General features: G+C 68.9%; 21 protein-coding genes. 13 read left to right on the forward strand and 8 right to left on the reverse strand.

The window, feature by feature from the left end:
* Window positions 1-23: 23 nt before the first annotated feature.
* On the forward strand, window positions 24-962 hold the full coding sequence (locus tag DMH03_RS27110) for a cytochrome c oxidase subunit II (RefSeq protein WP_199749040.1): 939 nt from the start codon (window positions 24-26) through the stop codon (window positions 960-962).
* 40 nt (window positions 963-1,002) lie between these two features.
* Window positions 1,003-1,422: a cytochrome c oxidase subunit 4 gene (locus DMH03_RS27115; RefSeq protein ID WP_125794848.1), complete on the forward strand. Its 420-nt coding sequence runs from the start codon at window positions 1,003-1,005 to the stop codon at window positions 1,420-1,422.
* Between the two features lie 67 nt (window positions 1,423-1,489).
* On the opposite strand, the gene DMH03_RS27120 is transcribed toward DMH03_RS27115, so the two are convergent.
* Window positions 1,490-2,374 (reverse strand): DMT family transporter, encoded by an 885-nt coding sequence (locus DMH03_RS27120; protein ID WP_125794849.1) that lies wholly within the window; start codon window positions 2,372-2,374, stop codon window positions 1,490-1,492.
* 82 nt (window positions 2,375-2,456) lie between these two features.
* On the opposite strand from DMH03_RS27120, the gene DMH03_RS27125 reads away from it, so the two are divergent.
* Window positions 2,457-3,419, forward strand: a complete 963-nt coding sequence (locus DMH03_RS27125; protein ID WP_125794850.1) for a GlxA family transcriptional regulator — start codon at window positions 2,457-2,459, stop codon at window positions 3,417-3,419.
* On the opposite strand, the gene DMH03_RS27130 is transcribed toward DMH03_RS27125, so the two are convergent.
* Window positions 3,416-3,805, reverse strand: a complete 390-nt coding sequence (locus DMH03_RS27130) for a cupin domain-containing protein (protein ID WP_125794851.1) — start codon at window positions 3,803-3,805, stop codon at window positions 3,416-3,418. The genes DMH03_RS27125 and DMH03_RS27130 overlap by 4 nt on opposite strands.
* A 52-nt stretch (window positions 3,806-3,857) precedes the next feature.
* Between DMH03_RS27130 and DMH03_RS27135 the strand changes: the two genes are divergently transcribed.
* Window positions 3,858-4,823: a helix-turn-helix domain-containing protein gene (locus tag DMH03_RS27135; protein ID WP_125794852.1), complete on the forward strand. Its 966-nt coding sequence runs from the start codon at window positions 3,858-3,860 to the stop codon at window positions 4,821-4,823.
* Between the two features lie 152 nt (window positions 4,824-4,975).
* Here the strand turns inward: DMH03_RS27135 and trpD are convergent, their stop codons facing one another.
* The 3 genes from trpD to DMH03_RS27150 form a co-directional block, all read right to left on the reverse strand.
* On the reverse strand, window positions 4,976-6,007 hold the full coding sequence (gene trpD, locus DMH03_RS27140) for an anthranilate phosphoribosyltransferase (RefSeq protein WP_125794853.1): 1,032 nt from the start codon (window positions 6,005-6,007) through the stop codon (window positions 4,976-4,978).
* Window positions 6,008-6,011: 4 nt separating this feature from the next.
* The gene (locus tag DMH03_RS27145) at window positions 6,012-6,422 is read right to left on the reverse strand and encodes a hypothetical protein (protein ID WP_016336048.1); all 411 of its coding nucleotides are present in this window, start codon (window positions 6,420-6,422) and stop codon (window positions 6,012-6,014) included.
* 61 nt (window positions 6,423-6,483) lie between these two features.
* A complete protein-coding gene (locus tag DMH03_RS27150) occupies window positions 6,484-6,900 on the reverse strand; it encodes a hypothetical protein (RefSeq protein WP_125794854.1) in 417 nt (138 codons plus the stop codon).
* 95 nt (window positions 6,901-6,995) lie between these two features.
* On the opposite strand from DMH03_RS27150, the gene DMH03_RS27155 reads away from it, so the two are divergent.
* Genes DMH03_RS27155 through DMH03_RS27170 form a run of 4 tightly spaced genes read left to right on the forward strand, consistent with a single transcriptional unit; the run spans window position 6,996 to window position 11,287 of the window.
* Window positions 6,996-7,619 carry a heme-copper oxidase subunit III gene (locus DMH03_RS27155; protein ID WP_125787912.1) on the forward strand — a complete coding sequence of 208 codons (624 nt, stop codon included), beginning with the start codon at window positions 6,996-6,998 and terminating at the stop codon, window positions 7,617-7,619.
* A gap of 55 nt (window positions 7,620-7,674) precedes the next feature.
* Window positions 7,675-8,493, forward strand: coding sequence for a c-type cytochrome (locus DMH03_RS27160; RefSeq protein ID WP_125794855.1), 819 nt, complete (start codon window positions 7,675-7,677; stop codon window positions 8,491-8,493).
* On the forward strand, window positions 8,490-9,623 hold the full coding sequence (locus DMH03_RS27165; RefSeq protein WP_125794856.1) for a ubiquinol-cytochrome c reductase iron-sulfur subunit: 1,134 nt from the start codon (window positions 8,490-8,492) through the stop codon (window positions 9,621-9,623). Before DMH03_RS27160 ends, DMH03_RS27165 begins: the two co-directional genes overlap by 4 nt.
* On the forward strand, window positions 9,620-11,287 hold the full coding sequence (locus DMH03_RS27170; RefSeq protein WP_125794857.1) for a cytochrome bc complex cytochrome b subunit: 1,668 nt from the start codon (window positions 9,620-9,622) through the stop codon (window positions 11,285-11,287). The genes DMH03_RS27165 and DMH03_RS27170 overlap by 4 nt, the downstream gene beginning before the upstream one ends.
* A 176-nt stretch (window positions 11,288-11,463) precedes the next feature.
* Here DMH03_RS27170 and DMH03_RS27175 read toward each other — a convergent pair whose 3' ends face one another.
* Both DMH03_RS27175 and DMH03_RS27180 read right to left on the reverse strand, forming a co-directional pair.
* Window positions 11,464-11,748 carry an Lrp/AsnC family transcriptional regulator gene (locus DMH03_RS27175; RefSeq protein ID WP_005154220.1) on the reverse strand — a complete coding sequence of 95 codons (285 nt, stop codon included), beginning with the start codon at window positions 11,746-11,748 and terminating at the stop codon, window positions 11,464-11,466.
* 39 nt (window positions 11,749-11,787) lie between these two features.
* On the reverse strand, window positions 11,788-13,509 hold the full coding sequence (locus DMH03_RS27180; protein ID WP_125794858.1) for a DEDD exonuclease domain-containing protein: 1,722 nt from the start codon (window positions 13,507-13,509) through the stop codon (window positions 11,788-11,790).
* 96 nt (window positions 13,510-13,605) lie between these two features.
* On the opposite strand from DMH03_RS27180, the gene DMH03_RS27185 reads away from it, so the two are divergent.
* The 4 genes from DMH03_RS27185 to DMH03_RS27200 all read left to right on the forward strand — a co-directional run bounded on the left by DMH03_RS27185 (window position 13,606) and on the right by DMH03_RS27200 (window position 18,402).
* Window positions 13,606-14,994, forward strand: coding sequence for an NYN domain-containing protein (locus tag DMH03_RS27185; RefSeq protein WP_125794859.1), 1,389 nt, complete (start codon window positions 13,606-13,608; stop codon window positions 14,992-14,994).
* Window positions 14,995-15,425: 431 nt separating this feature from the next.
* Window positions 15,426-15,668, forward strand: a complete 243-nt coding sequence (locus DMH03_RS27190) for a hypothetical protein (protein ID WP_125794860.1) — start codon at window positions 15,426-15,428, stop codon at window positions 15,666-15,668.
* Between the two features lie 445 nt (window positions 15,669-16,113).
* A complete protein-coding gene (locus DMH03_RS27195) occupies window positions 16,114-17,166 on the forward strand; it encodes an NlpC/P60 family protein (RefSeq protein ID WP_199749041.1) in 1,053 nt (350 codons plus the stop codon).
* Window positions 17,167-17,244: 78 nt separating this feature from the next.
* Complete coding sequence (locus DMH03_RS27200; RefSeq protein WP_199746802.1) at window positions 17,245-18,402, forward strand: glycosyltransferase family 4 protein; 1,158 nt, start codon at window positions 17,245-17,247, stop codon at window positions 18,400-18,402.
* A 4-nt stretch (window positions 18,403-18,406) separates the two neighbouring features.
* Here the strand turns inward: DMH03_RS27200 and DMH03_RS27205 are convergent, their stop codons facing one another.
* Complete coding sequence (locus tag DMH03_RS27205; RefSeq protein ID WP_125794861.1) at window positions 18,407-19,030, reverse strand: uridine kinase; 624 nt, start codon at window positions 19,028-19,030, stop codon at window positions 18,407-18,409.
* 124 nt (window positions 19,031-19,154) lie between these two features.
* Between DMH03_RS27205 and DMH03_RS27210 the strand changes: the two genes are divergently transcribed.
* Window positions 19,155-19,508 carry an SRPBCC domain-containing protein gene (locus tag DMH03_RS27210; protein WP_125795419.1) on the forward strand — a complete coding sequence of 118 codons (354 nt, stop codon included), beginning with the start codon at window positions 19,155-19,157 and terminating at the stop codon, window positions 19,506-19,508.
* The last annotated feature ends 7 nt before the right edge of the window (window positions 19,509-19,515 follow it).

Consider the following 19,515-nt stretch of genomic DNA (forward strand, 5'->3'; position numbering starts at 1 on the left):
TCTGGGTGAAAGGGCAAGGCGCAGTGGGAAATCCAGAGCGCATCCCGGTTAAGCGGGCTGGTCGCGTCGCAGCGCTGGCCGCGCTGGTGATGCTGACCGCGACGGGCTGTTCCGGGGACGAGATCCTCCGCTTCGGCTGGCCTGTCGGGGTGACCCCGCAGGCGCACGACATGCGCACCCTGTGGACATGGACGGTCGTCGCCGCGCTGGTCGTCGGTGTCATCGTCTGGGCGCTGATCTTCTGGACCGCGATCTTCCACCGCAAGAAGAAGACCGCCGACGGCGCGGAAGAGGAACTGCCCCGTCAGTTCCAGTACAACATCCCGCTGGAGATCTTCACGGTCGTCGTCCCGACGATCATGGTCTGCGTGCTGTTCTTCTTCACCGCGACCACCGAGAACCGCGTGCTCGCCGAGACGGACAACCCGGACGTCACGGTCGACATCGTCGCGTTCCAGTGGAACTGGGAGTTCAAGTACAAGAGCGACTCCAAGAACCACGACGACCCCGAGATCACCACGGTCGGCAGCTCGACCGAGATCCCGCTGCTCGTCCTGCCGACGAACAAGACGATCCAGTACAACCTGCGGTCGGCCGACGTCATCCACTCCTTCTGGGTGCCGGAGTTCCACTTCAAGCGGGACGTCATGCCGGATCCGGAGAAGAACAACCAGGACTTCACCTTCCAGAACTCGATCGACAAGGAAGGTTCGTTCGTCGGCCGCTGCGCGGAACTGTGCGGCACCTACCACTCGGGGATGAACTTCGAGGTCAGGGCGCTGTCGCCGGACAAGTACGCGCAGTACATCCAGCTCCGTGGCACGGTGAACCCGAAGAGCGGCAAGCCGAACACGGCTTCCGAGGCGCTGACGGCGATGAACTGCGGCGACCTGTGCTCGCCCTACGCCGTCACCACCACCCCGTTCAACACCGACCGCACCGCGCGGGTCGCGTCCAACTGACCCGGCTGTTCGAGCCCGAAACAGGAGTGAGGCAACGTCCATGAAGGTCGAAGGACGGATTTTCTTCCTCGTCGCGGTCTTCTCCGTCGTCGTGGCGGGTATCTACGCGTACATGACCGGAACGATGACCCGGGACGGCGTCGAGCCGGTCGGTGTGGTGGCCCTGATCCTCACCGGTGGCCTGGCCTTCCTGGCCGGGAGCTACCTGCAGTTCGTGGCGCGGCGCATCGAGCCGCGCCCGGAGGACCGGGAAGACGCCGAGATCAGCGACGGTGCCGGCGAGCTGGGCTTCTTCAGCCCGGGCAGCTACTGGCCGATCGCTCTCGCGGCGGCCGCCGCGCTGAGCGGTGTCGCGCTCGCGTTCTTCCACATCTGGCTGCTCATCATCGCGCTGGCCCTGGTGATCGTCGCCATCGGCGGGCTGGTGTTCGAGTACCACACCGGTCCGAACCACGAGTGACGTTCTGACGCCGAAGCGGCGCCCCGTTCCCTTATGGGAGCAGGGCGCCGTTTTCGCATTCAGAGGACTAAACGCGGGCGGGGAGCGTCGCTTCGGGCTTGGCCGCTCGCTTCGGCGCCAGCGCCGCCGCCAGGACGGCCAGCATCCCCGCGACCTCCGGCCACGTCGGCCGGTGCCCGTAGGCGAGGACGTCCACCACCACCGCGACCACGGGATAGACGTAGGACAGCAGCGCTACCGTCGTGGTCGGCAGCTTGCCGATGCTCGCGTACATCAGGACGTACATCAGCGCGGTGTGCACGGTTCCGAGCAGGACCAGCCACAGCAGCCCCGAGGTGTCCGTGGGCAGCGGCGTGACCAGCAGCGCGGGGGCGAGCACGATCGTCCCGGTCACCAGCTGGACGGCCGCCAGGACGTGCGGGCGCAGATGCTTGAGCTGCTTCGCGATGAACGAGGCGCCGGCGTAGAGCGCGGCGGCGCCGAGGGCGAGCGCGATCCCCGCCAGCCGTACCGGTTCGCCGTCGGCGCCGTGCGCGGAAAGTGAGATGAGGGCCACCCCGCCGAACGCGATCAGCGCTCGGACCAGCTGGCTCTTCGCCATCTTCTCGCCGAGGAACGCGGCGGCGAGACCGACCAGCATCAGCGGCTGCGTGTGGTAAACGACGGTGCTGACCGAGATCGACGACAGCGCGTACGAGGCGAACAACAGCACCCAGTTCCCGACCAGGAACAGTCCACCGAGGACGGCGAGCAGCAGGTCGCGGCGGGTGAGCGTCCACGGGCGGAGCCAGCCACGAGCCGCGCTCCACACCAGGAGCAGCAGGCCGCCGACGAGGCTCCTGGCGAACGCGACGGCGGGCGCGTCGGCGCCGCTTTCGAGGACGACGGCGCCGATCGTGCCGGACAGCGCCATCGCGGCCGTCCACTGCAGCAGGGGGTTGTTCTTGTTCATGGCGACCACTTTCGCCCTCGCGTCCGCGTTCAACCAGTGTCAGAGATGACATCGACCGCAAAACTTATGACACACTGCGTCGATGGATGTGAAGAAGGTCGCGGTGGTGCTCGCCGACCAGGTCTCGCCGTTCGAACTCGGCGTCGCGTGTGAGGTCTTCGGCACCGATCGCAGCGCCGACGGCATCGAGGGCTGGGACTTCGCGGTCTGTTCGCCCGGCGGCGAGAACGTCCTGAGCTGGTCCGGATTCGGGCTCGATGGTTTGGAGAGCCTGGACTTCGCGGCTTCGGCCGACCTGCTGATCGTGCCGACCTGCGCCCCACGCAGCGCGAGCCCGCCGGAACCGGTGCTCGAGGTCCTCCGCGACGCGGCTAGCCGGGGCGCCTGGGTCGCGGGCTTCTGCGCGGGCGTCTTCTCGCTCGGCTACGCGGGGCTTCTCGACGGGCGCAACTGCACCGTCCATTGGGTCTACGAGCAGGAGTTCCGGTCGCGCTTCCCGACCGCGAAGGTCGACCCGAAGGCGTTGTACGTCGACGACGGTGGCGTCCTCACCAGCGCGGGGACCGTCGCCGCCGTCGATCTGTGCCTGCATCTGGTGCGGGAACTGCGCGGGGTCGCCGCGGCCACCACGCTGGCGCGGCGGATGGTCGCGGCGCCGCACCGGGTCGGTGGGCAGGCGCAGTTCGTGCAGGCGCCGGTGCCCGAGACCGCCGCGCCGGACGACACCGTGCTCGCCGAAGCGCTCGAATGGATCGAGCGGCGGCTGGACCGGCCGTTCACCGTCGCGGAACTCGCCCGGCGCAGCGGTTTGGGGGAGCGCACGTTCCTGCGCCGGTTCTCGGCGGCCACCGGTACGACGCCGCACCGGTGGCTCACCGAACGCCGCCTCGATCGGGCGCAGTCGCTTCTCGAGGAGGGTCGCCTGTCCATTGAGGACGTCGCGGTCGCCTGCGGATACGCCTCCGCCGCGGCACTGCGGCATCAGTTCGGCAAGCTGCGCGGGACCAGCCCGAGTGCTTACCGCCGGACGTTTTCCCCTGGCTAGATTTCCTGCCCCACGGTGACATGGACGTGGTCGGGGACCTCGTCGTGCTTGTCGCCGACGGTGAGCGTTCCGGTCGGCTCGAACAGCAACAGCGACGCACCGTCCACTGAGGACGGTTTGTGATACGTCCCGCGCGGGACGACGAAAACGGAGCCGCGGGAGAGCGTGACGACCCGCTCACCCGTGTTTTCGCGCAGCGCGATGTCCAAAGTGCCGTCGAGGACGAGGAAGAACTCGTCGGTGTTCTCGTGGACGTGCCAGACGTGCTCGCCGGCGACCTTGGCGAGGCGGACGTCGTAGTCGTTGACGTGCGCGACGATCCGCGGGCTCCAGATCTCGTCGAAGCCGGCCAGCGCGGTCTTCAGATCGATCGGTTGCTTGCTCATGATCCGATCCTGGCCGCTGGACCGCCGGAGCGGTGAGTGCTAGGAATCGCATATGTCGCATGATTTCTCGCACGAGGTCGCCGTCCTGGTGGATGAGGGGTCCAACCCGTTCGAAATGGGGGTCGCGACCGAGCTCTTCGGCCTGCGGCGGCCAGAACTGGATCGCCCCTGGTACGGCCTCACGCTGTGCGCCGCCGAGCCGTCCGTGCGCATGCACCTGGGGATGTTCACGCTGACCGGCATCGCCGGGCTCGAAGCCATGGAGACCGCCGACACCGTGATCGTGCCGAACCGGCCCGATCCGGAGAGCCCGGTCCGGGACGAGGTGCTGACGGCCATCCGCGACGCGGCCGCGCGGGGAGCTCGGCTGGTGAGCTTCTGCACCGGTGCCTTCACCCTCGCTCGGGCGGGCGTGCTGGACGGACGGCGCGCGACGACCCACTGGAAGTGGGCGGGACTCTTCCGCGAGCTGTATCCCGAAGTCCTGCTGGAGCCGGACGTCCTCTTCGTCGACGACGGCGACGTCCTGACCGCGGCGGGCAGCGCGGCCGCGCTCGACCTGGGCCTGCACCTGATCAGCCGCGACCACGGCGCCGAGATCGCCAACGCGGTGAGCAGGCGGCTGGTGTTCGCCGGGCACCGCGACGGCGGCCAGCGGCAGTTCGTCGAACGTCCGCTGCCGCCGGTGCCGGACACCTCGCTCGCGCCGGTGCTCGCCTGGGCGCGCGAACGGCTGGACCGCCCGCTCACCGTCGCCGACCTCGCCGCCCGCGCGGCCGCCAGCCAGGCGACGCTGCACCGGCGGTTCCGCGCCGAACTGGGGACGACGCCGCTGGCGTGGCTCACCACGGAACGGATCGCGCTGGCGTGCCGGCTCATCGAGCGCGGGGAACAGCGGCTGGACCGGGTGGCGCGGGCGTCGGGTTTCGGTACCGCTGCGAACCTGCGTACGCAGCTTCGGCGGGCTACGGGACTGACGCCTACGGCTTACCGGGCGCGGTTCAGTACTGCTTCGTAGTCGGACGCCGGTGCCATGAACGGTCCGTTACTTGCAAAATTTGCAAGTAACGGACCGTTCATGGCACGCCAGGAGGAGTGAGCGCGGAGGTTCTCGGCGGGCCACAAGTGTCATGAAAGGGTCGTTCAGGACACTTACGCGCGAGAGACCCGTCAGGCGAAGGCGATCCACCGGTTCAGCAGGTCGGCCGCCGCACCCGAATCGACGGCCGAGGCCGCCCGCGCGAGCCCGGCGGCCAGGTCGTCTTCCAGCGATCCCGAGAACCCGGCGAAAGCCGCCAGCGCGGCCGCCGAGTTGAGCAGCACCGCGTCCCGTACCGGTCCGGTCTTCCCGGCCATCACCTGCCGGAACACCTCGGCGTTGTGCGCCGCGTCGCCACCGCGCAGGTCTTCCGCGGTCGCGCGGGCGATGCCCAGCGACGCGGGGTCGAAGCTCCGCTCGGTGATCTCGCCGCCGGAGACCACCCACACCGAACTCGTGGTCGTGGTGGTGATCTCGTCCAGCCCGTCGTCGCCGCGCACGAGCAGCACGGTCATCCCGCGCCGCGCGAACACCTCGGCGAGCACGCGGGTCTTGTCCGCGTACGCGCAGCCGATCAGCGAACTGCGCGGTTGCGCGGGGTTGGTGAGCGGGCCCAGCAGGTTGAACGTCGTCGGCACGCCGAGTTCGCCGCGCGTCGGGCCGGCGTGGCGCAGGGCGGGGTGGAACTTCGGCGCGAAGCAGAAGCCGATGCCCAGTTCGTTCACGCTGCGCTGGACGGTCTCTGGCGGCAGGTCGATGGTGACGCCCAGTTCCTCCAGCACGTCGGCCGCGCCGGACTTCGACGAGGCGCTCCGGTTGCCGTGTTTGGCCACCGGGGCACCGGCCGCGGCCGTCACCACCGTGGCCATGGTGGAGATGTTGACCGAATTGGACCGGTCGCCGCCGGTGCCGACGATGTCCACCGACGGCCTGTCGATCGTCACCCGTTTGGCGTGCGCCAGCATGGCGTCGGCCATGCCGGAGATCTCCGCCGGTGTCTCGCCCTTCGCGCGCAGCGCGACGGCGAACCCGGCGATCTGGGAGGGCGTCGCCGCCCCGCTCATGATCTGGTCCATCGCCCAAGCGGTGTCCTCTTCGGACAGATCCGCGCGCGCGATGAGCTGATTGAGCAGGGACGGCCAGGTCTTGGCGGCCGCGCTCATCGGCTCAGCCGTGCACGGCCGGCACCCGCCGGGCGCGCAGCACGTCGGCGACGGTCTCGGCGGCCGTCAGCGGGTCGAGCGGGTGGACGAGCACCGCGTCGGCCTGCGACCAGGTCGCGAGCCAGCGGTCGTCCTTGCGCCGGACCGAAACCACGATCGGAGGGCAGTCCTCGATCTCGTTCTTCAGCTGGCGGGTCAGCCCGATGCCGCCCGTCGGCTGCGCCTCGCCGTCGAGGATGGCCAGGTCCACGTTGCCCGCGTCCATCTCGACGAGGACCTCGGAGATGCCGGAGGCCTCGGTGTAGTCCACCCGGCCGAGGTCGGCGGCGGGCCTGCGGCCGACGGCGTTGATGATCGCCTCGCGCACCTCCGCCTTGTGGCTGAACACCAGGATCCGCATCGCCTGCTCGCCCATGAGCGCGCCTCCGCCTCGTCTAGTCATGTCGACCCCGCGATGTTATCCGCCATGACCGACATCACGTGGACGCACCCGACGGCTGGAGCGCGTCCCAGCCCAGCGAGTCGCCGCCGAGCCGCTGCGCGAGGCCCGCCATCCGTGACCGTTCCTGCGCGCAGTGCAGCGCGTCGAGGGTCTGGACGCGCACCGCGTGCGTCAGGGTGAAACCGCCGTCGGAGCCCTGTTCCCGCAGCTCCCAGCCGTCCTGGGCGAGGATCGATGTCGCCTCCGCCACCTTTTCGGGCGGCAGTTTCAAGTGGTGGCGCAGGATCGCGGGCGCTTCGGCGACCCAAGCGGGTGATCTCGCCAGCACCGAAGAATCCGCCTCAGCAGGATCGAAAGCCTCCGCGACGATCTCCACACCGGGCGTGTCGACGGTCAGACCTGGGAGCTTCGGCTTCTTGACCAGGTCACGAAGCCGATCTAGTAAACCCATGAGTAGCCCTGTTCCCACTTTCGTTCAGATGTGACCCGACACGCACGCGACTTGCCGTGGACCCACCCGGCGGGCCCCGTGCGTGAGAGGACATAATGCGACGCGTGACAACGGCAGCTCCCACCATCAGCCAGCGGGTCCACTCGCTGAACCGGCCGAACATGGTCAGTGTCGGCACCATCGTGTGGCTGTCCAGCGAACTGATGTTCTTCGCCGGACTGTTCGCCATGTTCTTCACCGTGAAGGCGCAGAACGCGTCCGGCCAATGGCCGCCGCCGCTGCACGGTGAGCCCTTCCACCTGAACATCGCGCTGGCGATCCCGTTCACCGTGATCCTCGTGGCGTCGTCGTTCACCTGCCAGTTCGGTGTGTTCGCCGCCGAAAAGGGTGACGTGTTCGGCCTCCGCCGCTGGTACATCATCACGTTGATCATGGGCGCGATCTTCGTCGGCGGCCAGGGTTACGAATACATCAACCTGATCCACGAGGGGCTGACGATCCCGTCCGGCGCGTACGGCACGGTCTTCTACCTCGCGACCGGGTTCCACGGCCTGCACGTCATCGGCGGGCTCATCGCGTTCGTGTACTTGCTCATCCGCACCAAGCTGAGCAAGTTCACCCCGGCTCAGGCCACCTCGGCGATCGTCGTGTCGTACTACTGGCACTTCGTCGACATCGTGTGGGTGGGCCTGTTCGCGGTGATCTACATCCTTCCGTGAACGAAGCCGCCACCACGACCTATCGGCCTGAACTGACAGCAAGGGTTGCCGCAAGATGACCTCCAGCAAGGACAACACGGAGCGCCGCTTCCGCAAGCGGTCGAAGGCACGCAGGCGGTTCGCCGGCGCGCTGGCGCTCGGGATCGCGCTGCTGAGCGTGGGCGGGTTGTACGCCGTTTTCGCCCCGGAGCCGCAGACCGCGCAGGCGCAGGGTGAATCCGCCCTCCTGCGCGAGGGCGAGAAGCTCTACAACAACACGTGTATCGAATGTCACGGGCCGAAGCTCGAGGGTGTCACCGACCGTGGCCCGAGCCTCATCGGCATCGGCGACGCGGCCGTGTACTTCCAGACCTCCACCGGCCGTATGCCGGCGGTCCGCCAGGAAGCCCAGGCGCAGCGGAAGCCGCCGAAGCTGTCCGAGGCCGAGATCAACGCACTGGGCGCCTACATCCAGGCCAACGGCGGTGGCGCGCAGCGCCCCACCGAGAAGGGTGACGCGCTGCGCGGCGAGGACGTCGCGCGCGGCAGCGAACTCTTCCGCCTCAACTGCGCCTCCTGCCACGGCTTCACCGGCCGCGGCGGCGCGCTCTCCTCGGGCAAGTTCGCCCCGAACCTGGACCCGGCCACGGAAGAGCAGATCTACACCGCGATGCTCACCGGGCCGCAGAACATGCCCAAGTTCTCCGACCGGCAGCTCTCGCCGGAGGAGAAGAAGGACATCATCGCGTTCGTGAAATCCGTTAGTGACGGGAAGAACTCCCCTGGCGGTAGCTCGCTCGGCGGTCTTGGCCCGGCCTCGGAGGGCGCGATCGCGTGGATCGTCGGGATCGCCGCGCTGATCGGCGTGACGTTGTGGATTGGATCGAAGGCATGAGCGCCGAAGGGCCGAAGCCGCCGACAGAGGCGGAATTGGCGGACATGGATCGCGACCAGCTGGTCAAGCTGGGTACCGCGCTCGACGGGGTCGAGATCATCGAATACCCGACGCCCTGGCCGGTCGAGGGGACGAAGGCGGAGAAGCGCGCCGAGCGCGCTGTCGCCCTCTGGTTCGTGCTGGCCGCACTGTCCGGCCTCGCGTTCGTGGTCCTCCTCGCGTGGCCGCACTGGTTCGAGTACAAGGAGCCGGGCAAGACCGGCTACACCATGTACACGCTGTACACGCCGCTGCTCGGTGTCACGCTCGGCGTCGCCGTGCTCGCCATCGGCGTCGGCGCCATCCTCTACACCAAGAAGTTCATCCCGGCCGAGGTCTCGATCCAGCAGCGCGGGGACGGCGGGTCGAAAGAGGTCGACAAGGCCACGATCCTCGCCCAGCTGGCCGACTCGGGCAGCCGCAGCACCATCGCGCGCCGTTCGATGATCAAGCGGTCCGCCGGTGCCGGTGCCGGTGTGCTCGGCCTCGCCGTCGCGGTGCTGCCGGTCGCGTCCTTCATCAAGGACCCGTGGAAGGACACCGAGAACCGCGACTCCCTGTGGCACTCGGGCTGGAAGAAGAACTTCCCGGACGAGGTCGTCTACCTGCGCCGCAACACCGGCCGTCCGCACGAGATCTCCCTGGTGAAGGCCGAGGACCTCGACGCGGGCGCGATGGAGACGGTGTTCCCGTACCGCAAGTCCGAAGAGCACGACGAGCACGCCCTGTCGGCCGCCTTCAAACGCGTCGACAACCCGGTCATGCTGATCCGCCTTCGCCCGACCGACGCCGCCAAGGTCGTCAAGCGTCAGGGCCAGGAGGACTACAACTTCGGCGACTACTACGCGTACACGAAGATCTGCAGCCACGTGGGCTGCCCGACCTCCCTGTACGAGCAGCGGACCAACCGCATCCTCTGCCCCTGCCACCAGTCCCAGTTCGACGCGCTCCACTACGCCAAGCCGATTTTCGGGCCGGCGACCCGGCCTTTGGCCCAGCTTCCGATTACAGTGGACTCTGAGGGCTACCTGATCGCGCGCGGAGACTTCAACGAGGCCGTCGGACCGGCCTTTTGGGAGCGTAAGTCATGAGTTCACTCACCACCCCGACGAAGGGGACGAACCCGGTCGAGAAGGCCGCGGGCGCTGGTGCGAAGTGGGCCGACGACCGGTATCACCTGGCCAAGGGCATGCGGCACCAGCTCAACAAGGTGTTCCCGACGCACTGGTCGTTCCTGCTCGGCGAGATCGCGCTCTACAGCTTCATCATCCTGTTGCTGTCGGGTGTCTATCTCACGCTGTTCTTCGACCCCTCCATGGAGGAGGTCGTCTACAACGGCAGCTACACCGGCCTGCAGGGCGTCGAGATGTCGCGGGCCTTCGCGACCACGCTGGACATCTCGTTCGACGTCCGCGGCGGTCTGTTCGTCCGCCAGCTGCACCACTGGGCCGCGCTGATCTTCGTGGCTTCGATGATGGTGCACATGTTCCGGATCTTCTTCACCGGCGCGTTCCGTCGCCCGCGTGAAGCGAACTGGGTCATCGGTGCGCTGCTGCTGGTCCTGGGCATGTTCGAAGGCTTCTTCGGCTACTCGCTCCCGGACGACCTGCTCTCCGGTACCGGTATCCGCGCGACCCTGTCGGGCATCGTGCTCTCCGTGCCGGTCATGGGCACCTGGATCCACTGGGCGCTGTTCGGCGGGGAGTTCCCCGGCAACGAGATCATCCCGCGCCTGTACACGATCCACATCCTGCTGCTGCCGGGCATCATGCTCGGCCTGGTGGCCGCGCACCTTGCGCTGGTCTGGTACCAGAAGCACACGCAGTTCCCCGGCGTGCGCCGCAAGGAGACCAACGTCGTCGGCGTCCGCATCATGCCGGTCTTCGCGCTCAAGGGCGGTGCGTTCTTCGCGCTGGTCACCGGTGTCATCGCGCTGATGTCGGGCCTTTTCCAGATCAACCCGATCTGGAACATCGGCCCGTACAACGCGGCGCAGGTCTCGGCGGGTTCGCAGCCGGACTGGTACATGGCCTGGGCCGACGGCATGCTGCGGATCTGGCCCGCGTGGGAGCTCTACCTCGGGAACTACACGGTCCCGGCGGTGTTCTTCCCCGGCGCGGTCGGCATGCCACTGCTGATCGGCCTGCTGGTGATGTATCCCTGGATCGAGCGAAAGCTGTCCAAGGACACCGCGCACCACAACCTGCTGCAGCGTCCGCGCGACGTCCCGGTGCGGACCTCGCTGGGCATCATGGCCCTGACGTTCTTCGCGGTCATCATGCTGTCGGGCTTCAACGACATCATCGCGTTCGCCTTCGACATCTCGCTGAACGCGACGACATGGGCGGGCCGGATCGGTGTCCTGCTGCTGCCGCCGATCGCGTACTACATCACCTACCGGATCTGCCTCGGCCTCCAGCGGGCCGACCGCGAGGTGCTCGAGCACGGTGTCGAAACCGGCATCATCAAGCGCCTGCCGCACGGTGAGTTCATCGAGATCCACCAGCCGCTCGGCCCGGTGGACGACCACGGCCACGCGATCCCGCTCGAGTACCAGGGCGCGTCGGTGCCGAAGAAGATGAACAAGCTCGGCTCGGCGGGGCACGCCGTCGCCGGTTCGACCTGGTCCCCGGACCCGGTCGAGGAGACGATCGCGCTGGAGCGCGCCCGGTCCAACGGGCACGGCAACGGCAAGGTCGACGACATCGGTGGCGAGCCTTCGGAGGAGCGCAAGGAGATCACCTCCGGGCACTAGCCCGATAGACAACGCGTGAAGGCCCCCTTCCCTCGGTTCAGCCGAGGGAAGGGGGCCTTCACGGGCTTCAGGGCTTAGGGGTTCGGAGGGCGCCTCCGGATGCAATGAACGGTCCTTTCCTTGCAAATTTTGCAAGGAAAGGACCGTTCATTGCACGCGCGTCAGGGAAAAGAGGTTCAGGCGCCTTCGACGCCGATGTCGAACGCCGACTCGCTGTCGGCCTTCGAGTACGAGCGGAACGCGATGTGCGTGACCGTGCTCAGCACGCCGGGCACCTTGCCGATTTTCGCCGGGATCAGATCCGCGAGGTCCTCATGCGCGGCGACGCGGACCGAGGCGATCAGATCGACGTCGCCCGCGCAGGAGTAGACCTCGCGGACCCCCTCGATGTCCGCGATCGCCTGTGCCGCCTCGGGGATGGCATCGGCCTCGACCTGGATCAGCACGATCGCGGTGATCACTACAGCGCCTCCTACGTCAATGAATCCGGTGCCGAAATCCTAGCCCGCCACGCGTTCGAGTGCCGTCGCGCTCGACGCCAGGTCGAGCCATTCCTGCCAGCCGCCCGCCACGGCGGCGGGCTCCGCCCAGGGCTGCGTCGTGCGCACGAGCCGGACACCCGGGCGGGTCAGCCAGCGCAGGAGGATCTGGATCTCCTCCGGGATCGCGCCGAAGAGCGGACCGGGGCCGGGGATGACCGTCTCCGCGGAGGCCACGAGCATCTCGACCACCGGCATCGGCGGTACCCCGCGTCGTGCGACACCCGCCGACGCGAGCCTGCCGTACCGGATCACGGCCAGTTCCCAGCCGCCTTTCCCGTCCGGCCCGGCGGCGATCAGTTCCGGGATTCCGGCCAGCGCCGACTGACGGTGCGCCCGGCCGACCGCGCGGATCAGCCCGGCCAGCTGGTCGCGATGCTGGGCGGCCTGTTCGTAGTGCTCCGCCTCGGAGAGCCGGGCGAGTTGCTCGGCGGCGGCTCGCAGCGGACGTCCGTCCGTCCCGGCGATGAGCCCGGACACCGCCAGCACACTCGGCCGGTACGCCTCGATCGTCTGCTGCCCGGCGCACGGTGCTCCGCAGCGCCCGAGTTCGGCTAGGACACAGGGCGTTCCGTTCGGCGCGGTTGCCGAGATCCGCTGGGTGCACGTCCGCAGCCCCGAGGCGCCGGCGAGGGTGTCCGCGGCCGAGCGGGCGTCGGTCTGGGTGCGAAAGGGCCCCAGCATCCCGTCTCGCGGCATGCGGACCACCGAGAGGCGGGGGAACGCCTCCTCGGTCAGCGCGACCCACCAGGCGTGCCGTGGGTTCTTGGAACGGCGGTTGTACATGGGCCGGTGGGCGGCGATCAGCCGGAGTTCCCGGACCGCGGCTTCCAGCGCGTGCGCGCATTCGACCGCGTCGACCCGCTCGGCCAGCGCGACCATCTCCCGGATCCGTCCTCGGCTCTCCGATCCGGTGAAGTACTGCCGGACCCGGCGGCGCAGGTCGGACGACGTCCCGACGTAGAGGACCTCGTCGCTCGGGCCGCGGAACAGGTAGACACCGGGCCTCGACGGCAGGTGCTCGGCCAGCGACCGTTTGCGGCGCTGGGCCGCCGTCACCTCGGGCAGGTAGTCCAGCAGCTCCTCGAGGGTGTGGACGCCGAGGTTGCCCACGCGTTCGAGCAGTGCGTGCAGCACGTCGACGGTGGCGCGCGCGTCCGCGAGCGCACGGTGGTTCGGTGTCGTGCGCGCCCCGAACAACGCGGCCAGCGCGGAAAGCCGGTAGCTGGGGGTCTCGTCGCGGGAGATGACCCGGCGGGCGAGCCGGACGGTGCACACGACGGCCGTCTTGGGCCAGCGGTAGCCGTGGCCCTCGCAGGCCGCGCGCATGAAACCGGTGTCGAAGGGCGCGTTGTGCGCCACCAGCACGGCACCGGAGATGAACTCGAGGAACGCGGGCAGCACTCGCTCGATGCGGGGAGCGTCGTAGACCATCGCGCTCGTGATGCCGGTGAGCTCGACGATCTGCGGCGGGATCGGCATCCCCGGATTGACGAAGGTGGCGAACTCGCCGACGATCTCGCCCGCGTGGACCTTGACGGCGCCGATCTCGGTGATCCCGTCCGGACCGGGTTTCGTCCCGGTGGTCTCCAGATCGAATACGACGAAAGTGGTGTCGCGCAAAGGGGTTCCGAGCTCGTCGAAGGCGAGTTGCGCCGCGCCGGGCCGCCGTCCGGTGTCCATGGTCGGGCACAGTAGGGGTGGGCACCGACAATCCCGGGAACGGCGCACGCCGTCCCATCCAGCGCGCCCCGAGGCCATGGGGCCTACGCTGGAGCGATGCAACCGCAGCCCGCAGAGCCCGAATCACCCGAGGACGCCACCGGTGGTCCCTCGGGTGTCGTGGCGTCGGCGGGCGCGGATGAGCCGTCCGACGAGGTACCGGCCGAAGGCTGGACGTCCTTGCCGGAGACCGTGCGGGAGCGGATCGCCGAGCTGGCGGCCGCAGCCGTCGGCAAACTGCCGGTCGCCGACGTGCCGAGGCAGCTCCGCCCGGTCGCGAAGTTCGCCCCGGCGAAACGCGCGAAACTCGGCGGGGCGGCGTTGCTCGCCGCGCTGGGGGAGTCTTCGCAGTTCCGGGTCGCGGTCACCGAATGGCTGCGCGACCACCGCAAGGACGCTCTCGACCCGAACGCCCCCGATTCCGTCGCCGCCGCGGCCGCCTCCGTGCTCCTCGGCGAGGCCGGCGCGGCAGGACGGGTCCGGCTGGTGGCGAAGAACGCCGAGGAGACGGCGTTGCGCGCCGAACGAGATGCCGCGCTGGCCCGCAACCAGCGGCTCGAGACCGAACTGGCCCAGCTGCGCGAAGAGTTGCGCGAGGCCAAGGAGATCGCCGGTGGCGCGCGGGGTGAACGCGAGGCCGAGGTCGAAAAACTGTTGAAGCGCTTGCGAGAGCAAGGCGTCCAGCTGCGTCAGGCCAAGGACGCGGTCGCCGAGGCTCGCGCCGAAGTGGAGAGCGGCGGCGCCGAGAGCGCCGCGGAGATCAAGGCGCTGAAGGCCCAGCTGGACCGTGAGAGGCAGCGAGTCGCGGCCGAGCGGACGCGAGCGGAGAAGGCTGTCACCGACGCCGAGATCGCCCGTCAGTCCGCCCGCGAGGCGCGTCAGGCCGACGAGGTCAGGCTCGGGCTGCTGCTGGACACCATCGAAGGCGCCGTCGGCGGGCTCCGCCGGGAGCTTTCGGTGAGCGCGCGGGGCCAGCGCCCGGCGGACATGGTCCGCGGCGCGACGTCGGGCCTCGGGGCGGGCGGCAAGATCCAGGACGTCACCGCGCTCGACCGGCATCTCGCGCTGCCCAACGTGCACCTGATCGTCGACGGCTACAACGTCACGAAGACCGGTTACCCGGAACTGGCGCTTTCCGATCAGCGCGACCGGCTGATCCACCAGCTTTCCGCGCTCGCCGCGCGGACTTCGGCCGAGGTCACCGTCGTGTTCGACGGCGCCGGTGTGCTCTCCGTGCCCGCAGCCGTGCCGCGCGGGGTGCGGGTGCTGTTCTCCGAACGCGGCGTCCTCGCGGACGACGTCATCCGCTCCCTGGTCGCGGCCGAGCCGCCGGGGCGGCCGATGGTGGTCGCGAGCACGGACCGCGCGGTGGCGGACTCGGTGCGGCGCAAGGGCGCGCATCCGGTGCCGTCCGCGGTACTGGTGTCGCGGCTCAGCCGGGTCTGAAGTGCGGTAGGGCGAGGTCCAGTACCGGCGATGTCACGTGACTGACCGGACGACATGACCGCGACCGGGGTGTTCCGCCACGAGTCGTCCGTCCAATCACGCGTGTCGTCCCGCCCAACACGTGTGCCGTCCGGTCAGTCACGCGAAACCGCCACCCGCACACCGGCAGTAGGTACCTAAGCCACCCTTGACTCTGTTGGGCTGAAAGTCAGTCTCGTGTCAGGTGGTCGGTCCGTGAAGGCCTCCTTGAGGGACCCAGAGTCCCTCAAGGAGGCCTTCACGGACTAGTGAGCGTTCCTCGCCCGGCGATCATGTCGCTCGACACGACACCTTTGCCTTACCTCTCGATGACCGTCCTTGCCGCTCACGAGGCCGAAACTGTCGGTGGTCGCTCTTAATGTGCACCTCACCACTGAAAGTGAGGAGTCGAGATGGACGGCAAGGCCATCGCCGATATAGCGGATATAGAGACCTTCGTCATCGATTGCGACCGGTGCGCGGTCCGCGGTGACGCATGTCATGACTGTGTCGTCAGCGTCCTTCTCGGTGCGCCGCCCGCGCTCGAATGGGACGTCGACGAGCGGAGGGCGGTCGACGCGCTCGCGGAAGCCGGGATGATCCCGCGCCTCCGGATGGTCGAAATCGTGGGGCAGGAGCGCCGGAAATCCGCCTGAGACACGCCACGACCGGGGCATTCGACGAGTGGTCGATCCGATCGGGTGAACGGTAGGTAGTCGTGACCAGCCCCAGGATGTAACGCCTGTCACACCTTTCCGCTCATGCTGGTCCGAAGGTGTTTCGGCGCATCACGGAGAGTTTTTGCGCCTGCCATGGTGGACGTGGTGCCTGTGGTTTCGTAACCTGTCCGAGATCTCGTGGCCGGAAGTCGTCGCCAGACGGCGACACGGGATCGCCACTGAAGCAGCTTTGTCGGGGAGTTGCGCCAGAACCAGCCGTACGCCAAACCTGTTGCGATAGCACTCGGCCAGGCGCACGGCGGGAACGCGGGGAACCGCGCGGGCCTCACGGTCGGCGTCGCGGCTTCGCGGAAGAGGGCCCCCGACCTCTTCGTCCCGGGTTCTGAGTCGGTGGCCGACAGCAAAGGAGACACGCGCGACCGTGCAGTCGCATCCAGTCAAGCGCGTGGTGTCAGGAGCTTTGGCCGCGGCCGCGGTGATCACCGCCGTAACGGTCGCCCAGCCTGCTGCCACTGCTGCCCCAGCCCCCGCCCTCCAACAGCCCCCGTCCGGTTCGGACGCTCTCGCCAAGTACCGCGACCTCGCGGCACAGGCGGAGAAGGCGAACGAAGACCTCCTCAAGGCGAAGGACGATCTCGCCGCGAAGCAGGCAGAACTCGACAAGGCCACGGCGGACGCCGCCGCCGCCAAGGACCTCGGTGTCAAGGCGGCCGGTGACGAGAAGACGTTCCAGGCCGAGGTGAACAAGTTCGCCGGTGCCTCCTTCACCAGCGGTGTGCAGCTGAACAAGCTGTCGTCGCTGCTGTCGGGCGCGTCGACCCAGGACTTCCTGGAGCGCTCCTCGGCGCTCGAGGTCCTGGCCGCGAACAAGAACACCGCCCTGACCAACCTGAGCGGTGCCGTCGCCCAGGCGGCTGTCGCGGCGAAGCAGGCGGCTGACGCCCAGAGCACGGCGACCGCCGCCCGTGACACGGCCGCCAAGCTGACCACGGACATCGAGGCGCGCCAGAAGACGCTGAACGACCAGCTGAAGGAGATTCAGCGGGCCAGCGGCAACCTGAGCACCGCGGACCGCAATGCCCAGAAGGACAAGGGCGGCGCGTTCCCCAACCTGCCCGCTCCGGGTCCCGCCGCGGCGGCGGCCCTGTCGGCCGCCAAGAGCAAGCTCGGCAGCCCGTACGGCTGGGGCGACGTCGGCCCCTCGTCGTTCGACTGCTCGGGTCTGATGCTGTGGGCGTACAAGCAGGCCGGTCTCACCCTGCCGCGGTCGAGCCGTCAGCAGTCGACCTTCGGCGCTCCGGTGCAGAGGTCGCAGCTCCAGCCGGGCGACCTGGTGTTCTACAACTCGCCGGTTTCGCACGTAGGCATGTACGTCGGCAACGGCATGATGGTGCACGCGCCGACCACCGGTGACGTCGTCAAGGTGTCGCCGCTGCAGAACAACTACGTCGGAGCCCGTCGCCCGACCGCTTGATCGAACACCCGAAAAGGGGCGGTACCGCGCGAGCGGTGCCGCCCCTTTCGCCTGCGGAGGGCCAAGTAGCCTGCAGAGGTGCTGAGGACCCTGCTGGTGACCAACGACTTCCCGCCCAGGCCAGGCGGCATCCAGAACTACCTGAACTCGCTGGCCACCCGCCTGCCCGCGGACGACCTCGTCGTCTACGCGCCCTCCTGGGAATCGAGCACCGGTTCGCACGGCGAGTTCGACGCCGCCGCCCCCTTCGAGGTGGTGCGCCATCCGACGTCGCTCATGCTGCCGACACCGGACGTTCTCAAGCGGGCCAAGGAGATCATGCGCGCCCGCGACTGCGAGGCCGTCTGGTTCGGCGCGGCCGCGCCGCTGGCGTTGCTCGGGCAGCCGCTGCGGGCCGCGGGCGCCCGCCGGGTGCTGGCGTCGACGCACGGCCACGAGGTCGGCTGGTCGATGCTTCCGGGTTCGCGGCAGGCGTTGCGCCGGATCGGCGACACCGTCGACGTGATCACCTACGTCAGCAAGTACACGCGCTCCCGGTTTTCGGCCGCCTTCGGCCCGATGGCGGGGCTGGAGATGCTCCCGTGTGGTGTCGACACCGCGCTTTACCGGCCGGACCCGGCGGCGGGCAAGGAAATCCGCGAGCGGCACGGTCTCGGCGATCGTCCGACGATCGTGTGCGTTTCGCGCCTGGTGCCGCGCAAGGGCCAGGACATGCTGATCAAGATCCTGCCCGAGCTCCGCAAACGGATCCCGGACGTGGCGCTGCTGCTCGTCGGCGGTGGCCCGTACCGCAAGACGCTCACCGGGCTGGTCGAGGCGATGGGGGTCGAGGACAGCGTCGTCATCACCGGATCGGTGCCGTGGAAGGAGTTGCCCGCGCACTACAACGCCGGTGACGTCTTCGCGATGCCGGCGCGGACGCGCGGGAAGGGACTCGACGTCGAGGGCCTTGGCATCGTGTACCTGGAGGCTTCGGCGTCCGGGCTGCCGGTCGTCGCCGGGAATTCCGGGGGCGCGCCGGAAACGGTGCTGGACGAGGTCACCGGGCACGTCGTCGACGGCCGCGACGAGCAGCAGCTGCGAGAGACGCTGGCCGCGTTGCTGGCGGATCCGGTGCGGGCGCGGCGCATGGGGGCCGCCGGTCGCGAATGGGTCGGCGAGAACTGGCGGTGGGACACCATGGCGGGCAGGCTTTCCGGGCTGCTCGACGGCGATCCCGTCGCGGCCGTGCGCTGAGCGGTCAGGGTTCGTAGCGCGCCGGGTGCTTCGGGTCGTCGACGCGGACCACCACGTCGGACAGCGCCGCCGGGTCGACTTCCCGTTCGTAGCGCTCGTAGGCGGGGAGCGCCCATGCGTCCGGCACCCGCCGCTTGAGAGCGGCGGGCGAGAGCCACAGGTGCACGCTCAGGTCGAAAGCGAGCCCCGCGCCGAAGAGGAACTCGCCGTCCAGCAGGACGACGCCGCCTTCGGGCAGCTCGACGCGTTCGGCGCGGGTGGCGCGATCGCGGACCGGATCCCACAGCGACGGGAGGACCAGTCCGCTGCCGTCCTCGGCGAGCGGGTCGAGCACCTCGCGGCGCAGGGCGCCGAGGTCGAGCCAGTCGCTGTAGCGCGAGTCCGGATCCTGTTTGCCGCGTTCGAAACGCAGCGAGGCGGGACGGAGGAAGTCGTTCGCCGAGATCCGCAACGCCGCGTGACCGGCGATCCGCAGGGGATCGACCAGGGCGTCGGCGAGTTCTGTGGTGTTGGTCGCACCGGCCGCGCCGTCGACGGCGACCGCGATCCGGCGGCGGTCGGTGATCGCCGTGATGCGTTCGGTCAGTTCCGAGACCAGCAGAGCGGGAGAAATCGGACGGTAGCGCACGGAAAGAGATCCTCCACCCGGACCGGTGACCGTCGCACGGTACACCCGATGGGATGATGGCCCGGTGGCAAAAGCAACGGCCAAAACAGCCGGAAGTGGTTGGCAGGTAGGCGTTTCCCAGACGGTGCCGTACAACAGCACGCAGGTGTGGGACTTCCTGGTCGGACGTGAAGGCGTGGGCATCTGGCTCGGCCCCGGTGCCGAACTCGGCCACGAGCCGGGCGCGGGGTACGAGACGGCCAACGGGACGACCGGCGAGATCCGCCGTCGCTCCGAGGGCGACAAGCTCCGCCTGACCTGGCGGCCGAAGGACTGGGACCACGACTCGACCCTGCAGATCACGGTGAGCGGCACCGAGCAGAAGACCACGCTCCGTTTCCACCAGGAATGGCTCGCGGGCGCCGACGAGCGCGAAGAACAGCGGGCATACTGGACCGAAGTGACCGAGCGAGTGGTGGCCGCGCTGGCCGAACGCTGACCGGCGC

It is taken from the genome of Amycolatopsis sp. WAC 01376, assembly GCF_003947415.1.
Lineage (GTDB): Bacteria > Actinomycetota > Actinomycetes > Mycobacteriales > Pseudonocardiaceae > Amycolatopsis.

Coding starts and splice junctions, on each gene's coding strand:
- DMH03_RS27115 (WP_125794848.1), top strand. CDS start 1,003: ATGAAGGTCGAAGGACGGATTTTCTTCCTCGTCGCGGTCTTCTCCGTC.
- DMH03_RS27120 (WP_125794849.1), bottom strand. CDS start 2,374: ATGAACAAGAACAACCCCCTGCTGCAGTGGACGGCCGCGATGGCGCTG.
- DMH03_RS27125 (WP_125794850.1), top strand. CDS start 2,457: ATGGATGTGAAGAAGGTCGCGGTGGTGCTCGCCGACCAGGTCTCGCCG.
- DMH03_RS27130 (WP_125794851.1), bottom strand. CDS start 3,805: ATGAGCAAGCAACCGATCGATCTGAAGACCGCGCTGGCCGGCTTCGAC.
- DMH03_RS27135 (WP_125794852.1), top strand. CDS start 3,858: ATGTCGCATGATTTCTCGCACGAGGTCGCCGTCCTGGTGGATGAGGGG.
- trpD (WP_125794853.1), bottom strand. CDS start 6,007: ATGAGCGCGGCCGCCAAGACCTGGCCGTCCCTGCTCAATCAGCTCATC.
- DMH03_RS27145 (WP_016336048.1), bottom strand. CDS start 6,422: ATGGGCGAGCAGGCGATGCGGATCCTGGTGTTCAGCCACAAGGCGGAG.
- DMH03_RS27150 (WP_125794854.1), bottom strand. CDS start 6,900: ATGGGTTTACTAGATCGGCTTCGTGACCTGGTCAAGAAGCCGAAGCTC.
- DMH03_RS27155 (WP_125787912.1), top strand. CDS start 6,996: ATGCGACGCGTGACAACGGCAGCTCCCACCATCAGCCAGCGGGTCCAC.
- DMH03_RS27160 (WP_125794855.1), top strand. CDS start 7,675: ATGACCTCCAGCAAGGACAACACGGAGCGCCGCTTCCGCAAGCGGTCG.
- DMH03_RS27165 (WP_125794856.1), top strand. CDS start 8,490: ATGAGCGCCGAAGGGCCGAAGCCGCCGACAGAGGCGGAATTGGCGGAC.
- DMH03_RS27170 (WP_125794857.1), top strand. CDS start 9,620: ATGAGTTCACTCACCACCCCGACGAAGGGGACGAACCCGGTCGAGAAG.
- DMH03_RS27180 (WP_125794858.1), bottom strand. CDS start 13,509: ATGGACACCGGACGGCGGCCCGGCGCGGCGCAACTCGCCTTCGACGAG.
- DMH03_RS27185 (WP_125794859.1), top strand. CDS start 13,606: ATGCAACCGCAGCCCGCAGAGCCCGAATCACCCGAGGACGCCACCGGT.
- DMH03_RS27190 (WP_125794860.1), top strand. CDS start 15,426: ATGGACGGCAAGGCCATCGCCGATATAGCGGATATAGAGACCTTCGTC.